Consider the following 13,309-nt stretch of genomic DNA (forward strand, 5'->3'; position numbering starts at 1 on the left):
GAGAGTATGAAAGGCTATTCAAAAAAAATGTTAGTAGGGGTAAGTTTTGCTAGTTTAATGTTAGGTAGCTTGCAAGGAAACATATCGGCGGAAGATACTAAGGGAGGGCAAGTTTCTTATCGAAATGTGCTCAAAATGGAACCGGTTGGTGTACAACTTCCAGTGCAAGAGTTAGCTCATTCATCGAAAGTGCTAGAAAATAAATCTTTTGAGAAAAGGATACAATTTGCTGATTTATCGCAAAGACCACCTGAAGTAAAAAAGGAAAGTAAGCAATTAGCGGTAGCGAAAACTTATACAATTGCTGAATTAAATCAATTAAGCAATCAGCAGTTAGTAGATTTACTTGTAACAATCGATTGGGAGCAAATTACGGGATTATTTCAGTTTAATAAAGACAGCCTTGCATTCTATCAAAATGAAAGTAGGATGCAGGCGATTATTGATCGATTGAAGCAGCAAGGACAAGCTTATACAAAGGATGATTCAAAAGGGATTGAAACATTAGTAGAGGTATTGCGCTCTGGGTTTTATTTAGGGTTTTACCATACAGAATTAAGCAAATTAAATGAACGAAGCTATCATGACAAGTGTTTACCTGCATTGAAAACGATTGCTAACAACCCAAATTTCAAACTTGGTACATTAGAACAAAATAAAGTTGTATCATCATATGGAAAATTAATAGGAAACGCTTCTAGTGATGGGGAAACGATTTCATCGACTGCGAACATTTTCAAACAATATAATGATAATCTTTCTATATTTATAGATAATCGTTCAGCAGGTAATGCGGTGTACGATATTATGCAAGGGGTAGATTATGATATTCAATCGTATTTATATGACACGGGAAAAGCACCGAAAGATACACTATGGTATCAAAAAATAGATCGTTATATTAACGAATTAAGTAGATTCGCGTTAATAGGAACGGTTACAGAGAAAAACGGATGGCTTATTAATAATGGTATTTATTATACAGGTAGACTCGGTACATTCCATAGTACAGGGACGAAAGGGTTACAAGTTTTAACAGATGCGATGAAAACCTATTCGTATTTAGGTGAGCAATATTTCGTAGCAGCTGAGCAAATTACAACGAATTATGGCGGGAAAGATGCAAATGGGAACGTTGTCAATTTAGATCAAATAAGAGAAGAGGGTAAGAAAAAATATTTGCCGAAAACGTATACGTTTGATGATGGGGCAATTGTGTTAAAAGCTGGAGACAAAGTGACAGAAGAAAAAGTAAAACGTCTATATTGGGCGGCAAAAGAAGTGAAGGCACAATTCCATCGTACGGTTGAAAGTGATCAACCTTTAGAAAAGGGAAATCCTGATGATGTATTAACGATGGTTATTTATAATAGTCCAGCTGAATATCAATTTAACCGTCAATTGTACGGGTATGAAACGAATAACGGCGGTCTTTATATAGAAGGAACAGGTACGTTCTTTACTTATGAACGTACGCCAGAAGAAAGTATTTATAGTTTAGAAGAATTGTTCCGACACGAGTTTACACATTACTTACAAGGTAGATATGAAGTGCCAGGACTTTGGGGGCAAGGTAAGATTTATGAGAATGAGAGATTATCTTGGTTTGAAGAAGGGAATGCTGAGTTTTTTGCAGGTGCAACGAGAACAGATAATGTTGTACCGAGAAAGAGTATTATAGGCGGATTATCTTCAAATCCAGCGGAACGTTATACGGCAGAGCGAACGTTAAATGCAAAGTATGGAACGTGGGATTTCTATAATTATTCCTTTGCATTACAATCATATATGTACAATAAGAGATATGATATGTTTGACAAAATTCATGATATTATTAGAAAAAATGATGTAACAGCATATGATGCATACCGCTCTGCTTTAAGTAAAGATGCGAATTTAAATAAAGAGTATCAAGATTATATGCAAAAGTTAGTCGATAACCGTGAGAAATATAATGTTCCATTAGTATCAGATGATTATTTAGCAACTCACGCATCAAAACCAGTTTCAGATATTGCGGCAGAAATTACAGCAGAAGCAAAATTAAGTAATGTATCAGTTAAGAAAAATAAATCACAGTTCTTTAATACATTTACACTACAAGGAACGTATACAGGTACTGCTGCAAAAGGGGAATATGAAGACTGGAAAACAATTACACAAAATGTGAATGATACGTTAAAACGTTTAAGTGCAAAAGAATGGACAGGTTATAAAACTGTAACAGCTTACTTTGTAAATTACCGTGTGAATACATCAGGACAATTTGAGTATGATGTTGTGTTCCATGGGATTAATACAGAAGAAGGTGCTGTCAATAAAGCACCGGTCGCAGTTATAAATGGTCCATATAGTGGAAATATAAATGAAGCAATTTCATTTAAAAGCGATGGATCAAAAGATGAAGATGGGAAAATTTTTGCTTATAAATGGGAGTTCGGTGATGGTACTGTAAGCAATGAACAAAATCCGACTCACGTGTATACAAAAGAAGGAACATATACGGCAAAATTAACAGTAACAGATGATAAAGGATTAACTAATACTGTTACAACGACTGTAACGGTTCAAAAGAAAGAAGATAACAGTGTAGAAAAAGAACCAAACAATTCATTCCAAACAGCAAATAAACTGCAATTAAATCAAGTTTTACGTGCTAGTTTAGGAAATGGTGATACGAGTGATTTCTTTGAAATAAATGTGGAAACTGCGAAAAATCTACAAATTAATGTGACGAAGGAAAATAATATCGGAGTAAACTGGGTTCTTTATTCGGAAGCAGATTTAAATAATTATGTTACGTATGCCCAGCAAGAGGGGAATAAGTTAGTAGGAAGTTATTACACGTATCCAGGAAAATATTATTTACATGTGTATCAGTATGGCGGGGGAACAGGGAATTATACGGTAGAAGTAAAATAGAAAAAGAGAAATTGTCTTTCAATGAATGGAAATCAATTTAAGCCTATATCACGTAATGCAGGTTACAATATCAGTTATGAAGTTAAAAATTGGTATCTTTATGAATAGTAAAAAGTTAATATTTCAAATGAAAAAATAACTGTAGGTAATGTATCTAATGATATTAAGAAATTAAGTATCAAGAGACCTTATCTTGAAGTTAAGTAGATATAATCAGTAAATGAGATACAATCTATGAATTATTATTTCATAGAGATGTGAGCAAAGTAATAAAATTTATGTGTGTTTGATTTAATTAAAGGACCAGAGTGTATCCATAAAAACAGATAAACTTTGGTCCGTATTACTTTTAATTTATTCACGAAATCAAGAGGATTAATAAGTCAAGTAGCAGCATTTTTGAAATTTATTTAATAAGTTAAGTAGTAAAAATTTTATCATGTAAATAATTCCGTCATATTAGCAGGGGATACTAATGGAAAATCGTGTACCTTGACCTAATTTACTCTCTATCTCTATATCACCATTTAATTCTTTAATAATACTATAAGCAATCATAGTACCAAGTCCAGTCCCTTTTTCTGTTGTTGAATAGAATGGCAAAGCAATCCGCTTTATTTGTTGAGAGGACATTCCAATCCCTGAATCAATAATATCGATTATAATATTATCTTTGATTTTCTGTATATTTATTTGTAATACTCCACCATTTATCATGGCCTCAATTCCATTTTGTATGATGTTGTTTAGACAGAGTCTGAATTTTTCGGGGTCTCCATTTATATAAAAGGAATCTGTACTATTTTGTTTTATTTCAACTTTGTATGATAGAGCAAGTGGTGAATTAGTGTCTTTCACTTGATTTAAAATATGATTAATGTCTATTTTCTCTTTTAGGGTGTTCTGTGGTTTTGTTAAAGATAAATAGTTATTAATCGTAGATTGTATTTGCTGCATTTCAATTAACATGATTTCTAAGTACTGATCCTGAGGTAGCTTAGAGGCATGTTTTTCATTTAACAATTGAGTGAATCCATGTACTGTGGTTAGTGGATTGTGGATTTCGTGTGCAATGGACGCCGCTAGTTCGCTAGCTATATAAAATTTTTCAGCCCGTTGCAGCTTTTCTTTCATTTTATATTTCTCAATCATTCCCTCTATTAAATACACTGATAATAATACTGTGAATATATTAATGATTATATAATTTAATAAAAATTCTATGAGAGTAGAGTCTATTTTATTACCTGTATGTATTTGAGTTACAATACCGCAGATAGAAAGTGAAGTTGTACATACTAAAATAAGAAGCAAGCTTAATAATATCTTTTTTTCTTTAACATACATAGGTAATAAGTAACGAAAGAGCATTGTTATAACAGAAATAATAGTAAAGATAATAAATGATGGAAGAACGCCATTTCCGCCTAAGTAAAATCGATAAGAAAGATATAAAATTCCTATAAAAACAATGTTTTTTGTATTTCCATATAGAAAAACGAATATGATAGGAATAAAACGTAAATCATAAATAAATCCAGCATGTAAATGAAAAGGAAAAGTCATGCAAAAAATAATAGCAATGGAGGAAAAGATAGCAATCAATATATTATTACATGTTATTTTTTCTTTAAATTCTAGCCAAAATACGTGGTAGCTAAGGATACAAATTATTATTATAAAGGTATTTAATAAAAGAGTAGATATTCCCATAGTTTTGCATCTCCGATAGTTTGTATATTGGATTATGTACGAGTTAAACTTAGATGTTTAGTATCAGTAGACTTTCTATCTAAAAAAGGAAGGGCGCTTGAAAAAGTACTATTATATTACTCGTATTAGAATTGATAAGGAAGTTAGAAAAAATAATAGATAAAAAATCTACTTAGATATTTATGCATATGAAACTAGAAATTGACTTTTATATAGGTAAAATTGGGATTGAGTTACTAATAAAATAATGGGTTTTTAAGTGTGAATATTCTGTGAAAATAATATATCTTGTGAATCTTATTTTGTAGCCTTTGTTATATTAACATGGAATATATCAAATTATAAAGTGGAAATTTCAAAATTTTTCATTAGTATATTTTATCTAAAATGGAAACGATATTTATTTGAGTGCTTTGGTACTTAATTGTATGAATTCTTGTTAAAAAAGACTTTGAAATTTACATGTTCTTTTTTATGAATCGTAATACTGTAGCTTTATCAATGTGAGTTCTTCAATAACCATTAAGGTATAAAGTTAAGATATATAGGTTTAAAGATATGAATTATTACATAAAAACGTATTTGAAAAAGAATGTATGATGGTAATAGATTACAAACATCAAGGGGGAACTTAAAATGAAGTTAAATAAATTAGTGCTTAGTTGTGGAGTAATTTCAGCATTAACACTTGGAGTGTTAGGGAATAATACTTATGCTGAAGAAGTACACAAAACGAATGATACAATTCATGTAGTTGAACATGTTTCTGCAGACTTATTATTAACTCAAACAATGGATTATAGTGGCGAGGCTGTAACTTCTTTTGTATATGATGGGAGTACTGATTTAAGCTTCTTTATGAAAAATAATGGCCAAAATACAATGGGATATAGTGTGAAAGGCCCAAATACAGAGCTAATTGTTGGTGGTTATATAAAACCTGGAGAACAACAAATTAATGTTACAAATGTACGGAATGCTTTGTCTCCATTACCGATCGGAACATATAAAATTTACGTTTCAAATGATGATGGTTCTAAGGGGCAATTCAAAGTTTCAGTAAAATCTATGAATTAAATTTAAAACGCTTTGTTTTTATGTTGATTGAATCTTTACTTATTGGAAAGAAACTAAATTGAATTGAGAATTACCGATAAAAATAAAAACGAGCATCTTATCTAATTGTGAGAGGATGCTCGTTTTTTGCTATTAAACAAAAAACAATTACTTCCAACCACTTATCAATACATTTTGATATTTCCATTGCTAATCTACTAGTTTGTGTCAACGAGAGAATGTCTACTATAAAAGATAATTATTTACATTGTTTAATAATTACTTAATATATTATTAAGTTGGTTACCTTACAAAAATGTAAGGTTATTTCAATTGACACTCATATATATAAGTAACTATACTAGTTACACAATGTTGGTGAATATATTTAATAGTTTCAATCTATAAGTGTATGTCTGAAGATTCTTTTCGGAATAATAGTTCGATTTAAATTTATTCATTTGTAATATAGTGTTAGTGCCAACGTAATCTATTCTTTATTCTAAGGAGTATTATTTAAAGATTAACTATAAATGATGTATTTACTAACTTGTAATAAATTTTTAGAGGTGCTAAATTTTGAAGAACAAATTAATTGCTACAGGAATTCTTGCTGGAAGTCTACTATCTTATTCTTCTAGTATTTTTGCAGATACTCACAAATTCCCAGATGTTCCTGCATGGGCTGACAAATCAGTTACTTATTTAGTTGATAAGCAAGTATTGAGTGGTTATCCAGATGGAACTTTTGGTTCAAATGACACATTAGATAGAGCTTCTGCAGCAACCATTATGACAAAGGCTCTTGGTATACACATTGATTTAAATGCAAAACCATCTTTTAAAGATTCACAAAACCACTGGGGAACTCCTTATATTGCCGCAGCTGAAAAGGCAGGAATAATTAAAGGTGAAGGAAATGGAATATTTAATCCTTCTGGAAAAGTTACTCGTGCTGCTATGGCTACTATGCTAGTGAATGCATATAAACTACAAAATAAAAGCACTAACAATGGACAAAGTAAATTTGAAGATTTAAAGGGACATTGGGGTGAAAAGTTCGCAAATACCTTAATTAATTTAAAAATTTCAGTTGGTACAGATAATGGTTGGCAACCAAATAGATTCATAACACGTGCTGAAGCTGCACAACTAACCGCAAAAACAGATATGCTTCAATATAGTCAAAGTAATCCTTTAGAAAATAAAGCAATAATTATTGATCCCGGACATGGCGGCGAAGACCCTGGAAAAAACACAAAGGGATTACCTGAAAGTAAGATTGTACTAGACACTTCTTTACGTCTACAACAATTGCTTGAAAAACATACTCCATTTACAGTTTTACTAACTCGTGAATCTGATACTAGACCTGGAAATGATCAAAAAAGCTCTTTACAGGAACGTGTTAAGTTTGCTAAGCAAAATCAGGGTGATATCTTTATAAGTATTCATGCAAATGCTTTTAACGGTAATGCAAAAGGGACAGAAACATACTACTATAAATCTTCTAAATCTGAAAAAACAAATCCTCATGTGGAAGAAAGTCGTGTTTTAGCTGAAAAAATTCAAACACGATTAGTAGACGCACTTCAAACACGTGATAGAGGTGTTAAACATGGAGATCTTCATGTTATAAGAGAAAATGACATGCCAGCTGTGTTAACGGAACTTGCTTTTATAGATAATGGTATCGATTATAGTAAGTTATCTACAGAAAACGGAAGGCAGATTGCAGCAGAAGCCATTTATGAGGGGATTTTAGATTATTATGAATGGAAAGGAAATAATGTATCTGAATATAGGTTGCAATAAGTAAATGAAAATATAGTAATTCTCGAAATAAAGAATTCTATAATTTTTTTGCACTTTTTTAAACAAGAATTTTAAATATGTATTTAAAATTCTTGTTTAAATCGTTATTATGTGTTTTAATAATATTGATAATAGTTATCAGTAAAAAAGAGATGGAAATTAGCAAAACAAGTGTTGATAGTTATTGTCATAAAGATTAATAAATTTCTACATTGTAACGTTATGAACCTATCTCTAGTATTGAGAGCTAAAAATAATACGTTTATATCTTATAAATGTTTAAAAAGGAGTGGTTGTCTGTATGAAAAAAGCAAATGGAATAGCTAAAAGTGTTGCGGTAGCGTCCGTTATTATGTCTGGATCACTTGGTTTACAAGCAACATCTGCATTTGCAGATTCTAAAGGAACTGTAGAAAATCTTCAAAATGGTGGAAAAGTCTATAATAGTTTTAAAACTACTTATGACATGAAGCAGAATATCAAAAATTCAATAAAGGTTTCTTTTATTGAGGATCCTTACGCAGACAAAAAGATTGCAATTGTTACCACTGATGGTAGTAATATAGATGCTAAATATACAATTAATGGCGGATACTATAACGCAGGTTTAAAATGGCCATCGGCGTATCATACGGAAGCAGAAATAACAAGTGGTGATAGCGCTCAATTTCATAAAGCTGCCCCAGTTAATACAATGACTTCAGCAAAGGTTACTTCCGAGGTTGGGTATACACTTGGTGGAAGTGTTAAAGTTGGAGTAAATGATAAAGGACCCAATGCCGATGCGAGTATTACGGGTAGCTTTGCTTGGAAAGAAAGTGTATCTTACGATCAAGTAGACTATAAAACGGTATTAGAGACTCACACAGATAAAAAATTAAATTGGAAAGTAGGATTCCAATCATTTAATTACCCGGAGTGGGGAATTTATAATCGTGATTCATTTAATACTTTCTACGGTAATCAACTATTTATGAAATCACGTAGTTATAATGAAGGAATGAATAATTTTGTTTCAAAAGATACAGTACCAGCTTTAACAGGGTATGGTTTTTCTCCTAATGTAGTAGCGGTTATTACTGCTGATAAAACAGAATCTACATCAAATTTAAAAATAACAAATCGTAGAATTTCAGATCAGTACAATATTGAATGGGTAAGTTCAAAATGGTGGGGAACAAATAATAAAGATACATATAATGAGTTCTTTACAAACAACTATAAATTAGACTGGAAAAACCATCAAGTTACTCTTGATAACCAAAAAGCCCTTGAAGAACAAATGAGTAGTATCAACAATGTGAATAATCAACTTAACAAAGGAAAAGGGAAATTATCTTTTTCAATGAATGGAAGCCAACTCAAAGCGACATCTAGCAATGCTGGTTATGGTATCAGTTACGAAGATAAAAATTGGGGTATCTTTGTAAATGGTGAAAAGGTCTACACGTTTAATGAAAAAACAACTGTAGGCAATATCTCAAATGACATTAACAAATTAAATATCAAAGGACCTTATATTGAGATTAAACAAATCTAATCAGTAAATGAAGTACAATTGATGGATAATTATTTCATCAAAATATGAGTATAAAGATTTATTTTAAATCTGCATAATGTAATGAAAGGACCAAAGTTTATCTGTAAAAACAGATAAACTTTGGTCCTTATTATTTTTTGTTCATTCTTATACTCAATTAGAAAGGAGCGTGAAGTATTTGAAAGTTGTTCATGCTACACAGCGGGATGTCGTTTTAAGTATGGTGTTTATTTTTATTTCATTTTTAAATGAATTCTTTGTATGATGACCTAGGATAGGAGAGTTTCGGGAGATGTTTCTTTTTGAGGCTTACGTTGTGTGGTGAATAGTTTAAAGTAATCAAGACTTCATCGGTTGTTAAGTTAATACTTTAAATATATAATTAAATTTCATTAAAAAGATACTCTATTCAAAGTCCTTATTGGATTTTTGAAGTGAAATATATATTATTTGAGGTGTGTGAAATGGGGAAATCTCGAGAGCAGACGATGGAAAATATTTTGAAAGCTGCTAAGAAAAAATTTGGAGAGCGTGGTTATGAAGGTACGAGCATACAAGAAATTGCAAAAGAAGCGAAAGTGAATGTTGCTATGGCTTCTTACTATTTTAATGGGAAAGAAAACCTATATTATGAGGTGTTTAAGAAATATGGCCTTGCTAATGAGTTACCTAATTTTCTTGAGAAGAATCAATTTAATCCTATTAATGCTCTAAGAGAATATTTAACAGTCTTTACTACACATATAAAAGAAAATCCTGAAATTGGCACATTAGCATATGAGGAGATTATTAAGGAAAGTGCAAGATTAGAAAAGATTAAACCGTATTTTATAGGTAGTTTTGAACAGTTAAAAGAAATATTGCAGGAGGGGGAAAAACAAGAAGTATTTCATTTTTTCTCTATAAATCATACGATACATTGGATCACTTCTATTGTTTTATTTCCAAAGTTTAAAAAGTTCATTGATTCTTTAGGACCAAATGAAACGAATGATACAAATTATGAATGGATGCCAGAAGACTTGGTGAGCAGGATTATTTCTGCTTTAACAGATAAGCCTAACATGTAAATTATTCATTGTTTATGAATTTTAATTTTCCTATTAAAAAGCTTAATTTCTCAATGTATTGTAGAGGAATTAGGCTTTTTTGGACACTTCATTCTTAAATTGTTTTATGATTTATTGTTTATTACATTTGAAATGACTTTTAATGTGTATAAGCACGTGATAAGTAAATTAAATAAACAAAGGCCCTGTAAAAAATACAGGGCCGGATACAGGGTTAAGGGAACGCATAGTTTCTTAGTAATATAGTAGCATAAACTTTTCATGTGACTACATAAGAGTTTTGACAAATTTAAGAACAAGATAGAGAGTTTTTAAGAATAAATACAGTACTGAAAATCAGGATTGTGATTTAAATATTTGCGTGGTTATATGGTTAAAAAACAGATGAGTATTTTAATCATAATAACTTTTAGGAATGTATATTGAAGAAATATTTTTTGATTAGGTTAAAAGAGAACTCTGTCAATTTAATATACGTTATATCCAAATAACTTTAGATTTTCTCCAGATTCTGAAATAATCTTCTCAAATCGTAATCCTACTTTTTCTAAAAGCTTTCCTGAATTGATGTTATCGATAGTAGTAATTGCTACTATTCGTTTCAGTCCGAGCTGTTGTACACCGTATTCGATTACCGCAGAAGCTGACTCGTAGCCATACCCCTTTGAACGAAATTTCTCTAAAAAGGCAAAACCGATATCAACATCTTCTAATGAATCTCTTTTAATAAGGCCGCACATACCAAGTGGTGTGAGATCCTCTTTTCGTTCAACTAAATAAAGACCAAAGCCCATTTTATTATACATATCTACGGGTCCGTTTAAGATGTATTTTTGGGCATCTTCTAAATTTCTAATGCCTTTATCACCGATAAATTGAATCCATGCAGGATCATTTACTAGTTCAAGAATAAATGGAGCATCTTTAATTTCGAACCAGCGAAGAACGAGGCGTTCAGTTTCAAGAACTATCAATCTATTGCACCACCTTTAAAAGTTATAACAATTAGTATGGATTGTGTAATGCAAAAGTGCAACATATTTTAATGGGGCTTTGTTTGTTCACATAAAGTTCGTTTGTTTTGTATAAAAGGATATTTTATAATTAGATTTGATTGTAAAGAGTGAGATGCTTATACAATGACTCCTAGGTGACTAGGAGTTTTTACTATATAACTATCATTATTACTAAATATGACACACTACACATTCTACTCAAGGAGGTACATAATGAAGAAATTATATAATGCATCGTTTACGTATTTGATTATCGGTTTATTATCAGGAATTTTCGCTAGGGAGTATGGAAAGTATAAGGGGATTGTAGGATCTACTTTGTTAAATCTTTTGCATACACATACACTTGTACTTGGCTTTTTCTTCTTCTTAATTGCTTTAGGATTAGCAAAAGTATTCGCGTTTCATGAAGCGAAAAGTTTTAATAAGTGGTTTGTTGTACATAATATCGCATTAATTTTAATGTTAGGTTCATTGGCAGCAAGAGGGCTTCTTCAGTTAAATGGAGCGGACTTTAAAGGGTTAACTTATATTGTTGGTTTTTCTCATTCGTTGATGGCAGTTACTTTAATTTGGTTTATGTTGTTAATAAAGAAGTCGTTTAAAATATAGTTTTATAGAAAAGAACTTGCAATATTTATTGCGAGTTCTTTTTGTTTATTCGACAGTAGGAAACGAATTTTATATGTATAAAACTTGAATTATTTAATTTTTCGGATTATTATGTATAAAATAGTTAACATATTTTGTAATTCGAATGTATAGAAAGAAGGAGAGTGTACAATGGGCATAACGGTAGAGCGTTTAGTAAATGAATTAAAGGGAGTACTTCCCGAAGATCGAGTAGTTGTAAATACGACAGTAAGAGAGTTACATAGTAAAGATGAATCTTATCATACTAGTAGTTTACCTGATGTAGTTGTTTTTCCGAAAACGACTGAAGAGGTTAGTAGAATAATGAAAGTGGCGGGTGAGCATAAAAAACCTGTCGTTCCTTTTGGGGTAGGCTCTAGTTTAGAAGGACACGTTATTCCATATGAAAAAGGAATTACAATGGATTTTTCTCTTATGAATAAAATACTCGAAATAAGAGAGAAAGATTTTCTTGTGAGAGTACAGCCGGGAGTGACTCGCTCTCAGCTTAATAAAGAATTGAAAAAGTATGGATTGTTTTTTAGTGTAGATCCAGGTGCAGATGCAACGTTAGGTGGAATGGCTGCTACAAATGCAAGCGGAACGACAGCGGTGAAGTATGGGGTAATGCGTGATCAAGTTCGTGATTTAGAAGTTGTTCTTGCTGATGGAGAAGTAATACATACCGGGAATTTAGCGGCGAAGTCATCATCAGGTTATCATTTAAATGGTATTTTCGTAGGTTCAGAAGGGACGCTTGGATGTTTTACGGAATTAACTGTAAAAGTATACGGTATACCAGAACATGTTATGGCCGCGAGAGCGTCGTTTCCGGCTATAAATGATGCAGTAGAAGCTGTTATTAACATACTGCAAGCCGGTATTCCGATTGCGAGAATTGAACTCGTTGATGAACTATCTATGAAACAAGTCAATCATTACAGTGAAACAAGTTACAGAGAAGAACCTACATTGTTTTTAGAGTTTCACGGTAATGAAGCAGGGCTAAAGCAAGATATTGAATTTACGAAGGAAATTGTTTTTGATCATAAATGTAAAGAAGTTGCTTTTGAAACGGAAACTGCAGCGAGAAATAAATTATGGGATGCACGGCATAACCTAGCATACTCTTACGTTCATAGTTATCCTGGCAAAAAACTTATGAGTACAGACGTATGTGTACCAATTTCAGAATTGGCTGGGGCAATTCAACATGCGAAAGAGACATTAGATAAGGTTGGCCTTGTTGGCGGTATTCTTGGCCATGTAGGAGATGGGAATTTCCACGTGCTCTTAATGGTTGATCCAAACGATAAAGAAGAAGTGGAAAAGGCAGACGAAATAAATGAAAGTATCGTTTTATATGCTCTTAAACGAGGGGGAACGTGTACGGGAGAACATGGCGTTGGAATCGGAAAACGGAAGTATCAAGAAGAAGAACATGGGGCGGCATTACTCGTAATGGAAAAAATAAAAAAAGCTCTTGATCCGCAAAACATTTTGAATCCGAATAAAGTTTTTCAGTTGAAGGATAGGGGATGATG

9 protein-coding genes and 1 pseudogene are annotated in these 13,309 nt (G+C 31.8%); 8 read left to right on the forward strand and 2 right to left on the reverse strand.

What is annotated here, in order from left to right; genetic code table 11:
* Positions 1-6 precede the first annotated feature (6 nt).
* Positions 7-2,922: a collagenase ColA gene (gene colA / locus QCI44_RS10285; protein WP_016135102.1), complete on the forward strand. Its 2,916-nt coding sequence runs from the start codon at positions 7-9 to the stop codon at positions 2,920-2,922.
* Between the two features lie 15 nt (positions 2,923-2,937).
* Positions 2,938-3,129: pseudogene (locus tag QCI44_RS10290) on the forward strand (beta-channel forming cytolysin); the annotation flags it as partial.
* Positions 3,130-3,381: 252 nt separating this feature from the next.
* Here the strand turns inward: QCI44_RS10290 and QCI44_RS10295 are convergent.
* On the reverse strand, positions 3,382-4,635 hold the full coding sequence (locus QCI44_RS10295) for a sensor histidine kinase (protein ID WP_016086894.1): 1,254 nt from the start codon (positions 4,633-4,635) through the stop codon (positions 3,382-3,384).
* 636 nt (positions 4,636-5,271) lie between these two features.
* Here QCI44_RS10295 and QCI44_RS10300 point away from each other — a divergent pair.
* The 4 genes from QCI44_RS10300 to hlyIIR all read left to right on the forward strand — a co-directional run bounded on the left by QCI44_RS10300 (position 5,272) and on the right by hlyIIR (position 10,116).
* The gene (locus QCI44_RS10300; RefSeq protein ID WP_016135101.1) at positions 5,272-5,712 is read left to right on the forward strand and encodes a hypothetical protein; all 441 of its coding nucleotides are present in this window, start codon (positions 5,272-5,274) and stop codon (positions 5,710-5,712) included.
* A 558-nt stretch (positions 5,713-6,270) separates the two neighbouring features.
* Positions 6,271-7,506 (forward strand): N-acetylmuramoyl-L-alanine amidase, encoded by a 1,236-nt coding sequence (locus QCI44_RS10305; protein WP_353811105.1) that lies wholly within the window; start codon positions 6,271-6,273, stop codon positions 7,504-7,506.
* 301 nt (positions 7,507-7,807) lie between these two features.
* Positions 7,808-9,046 carry a hemolysin II HlyII gene (gene hlyII, locus QCI44_RS10310; RefSeq protein ID WP_016086897.1) on the forward strand — a complete coding sequence of 413 codons (1,239 nt, stop codon included), beginning with the start codon at positions 7,808-7,810 and terminating at the stop codon, positions 9,044-9,046.
* Between the two features lie 464 nt (positions 9,047-9,510).
* Positions 9,511-10,116, forward strand: a complete 606-nt coding sequence (gene hlyIIR, locus QCI44_RS10315) for a hemolysin II regulator HlyIIR (protein ID WP_016135099.1) — start codon at positions 9,511-9,513, stop codon at positions 10,114-10,116.
* 467 nt (positions 10,117-10,583) lie between these two features.
* Here the strand turns inward: hlyIIR and QCI44_RS10320 are convergent, their stop codons facing one another.
* Entirely contained in the window at positions 10,584-11,090 is a 507-nt protein-coding gene (locus QCI44_RS10320) for a GNAT family N-acetyltransferase (protein WP_016135098.1), read from the reverse strand.
* Between the two features lie 255 nt (positions 11,091-11,345).
* On the opposite strand from QCI44_RS10320, the gene QCI44_RS10325 reads away from it, so the two are divergent.
* Together QCI44_RS10325 and QCI44_RS10330 are read left to right on the forward strand one after the other, a co-directional pair.
* On the forward strand, positions 11,346-11,744 hold the full coding sequence (locus QCI44_RS10325; RefSeq protein WP_000737904.1) for a DUF2871 family protein: 399 nt from the start codon (positions 11,346-11,348) through the stop codon (positions 11,742-11,744).
* Between the two features lie 171 nt (positions 11,745-11,915).
* Positions 11,916-13,307, forward strand: coding sequence for an FAD-binding oxidoreductase (locus QCI44_RS10330; RefSeq protein WP_016135097.1), 1,392 nt, complete (start codon positions 11,916-11,918; stop codon positions 13,305-13,307).
* Positions 13,308-13,309: the final 2 nt, after the last annotated feature.

The sequence above is a fragment of the Bacillus cereus group sp. RP37 genome (assembly GCF_040459695.1).
Taxonomy (GTDB): Bacteria; Bacillota; Bacilli; order Bacillales; family Bacillaceae_G; genus Bacillus_A.

What these genes read in the sequence shown, in the direction of transcription:
- QCI44_RS10300 (WP_016135101.1), top strand. Translation starts at nt 5,272, where the DNA reads ATGAAGTTAAATAAATTAGTGCTTAGTTGTGGAGTAATTTCAGCATTA.
- hlyII (WP_016086897.1), top strand. Translation starts at nt 7,808, where the DNA reads ATGAAAAAAGCAAATGGAATAGCTAAAAGTGTTGCGGTAGCGTCCGTT.
- hlyIIR (WP_016135099.1), top strand. Translation starts at nt 9,511, where the DNA reads ATGGGGAAATCTCGAGAGCAGACGATGGAAAATATTTTGAAAGCTGCT.
- colA (WP_016135102.1), top strand. Translation starts at nt 7, where the DNA reads ATGAAAGGCTATTCAAAAAAAATGTTAGTAGGGGTAAGTTTTGCTAGT.
- QCI44_RS10330 (WP_016135097.1), top strand. Translation starts at nt 11,916, where the DNA reads ATGGGCATAACGGTAGAGCGTTTAGTAAATGAATTAAAGGGAGTACTT.
- QCI44_RS10295 (WP_016086894.1), bottom strand. Translation starts at nt 4,635, where the DNA reads ATGGGAATATCTACTCTTTTATTAAATACCTTTATAATAATAATTTGT.
- QCI44_RS10325 (WP_000737904.1), top strand. Translation starts at nt 11,346, where the DNA reads ATGAAGAAATTATATAATGCATCGTTTACGTATTTGATTATCGGTTTA.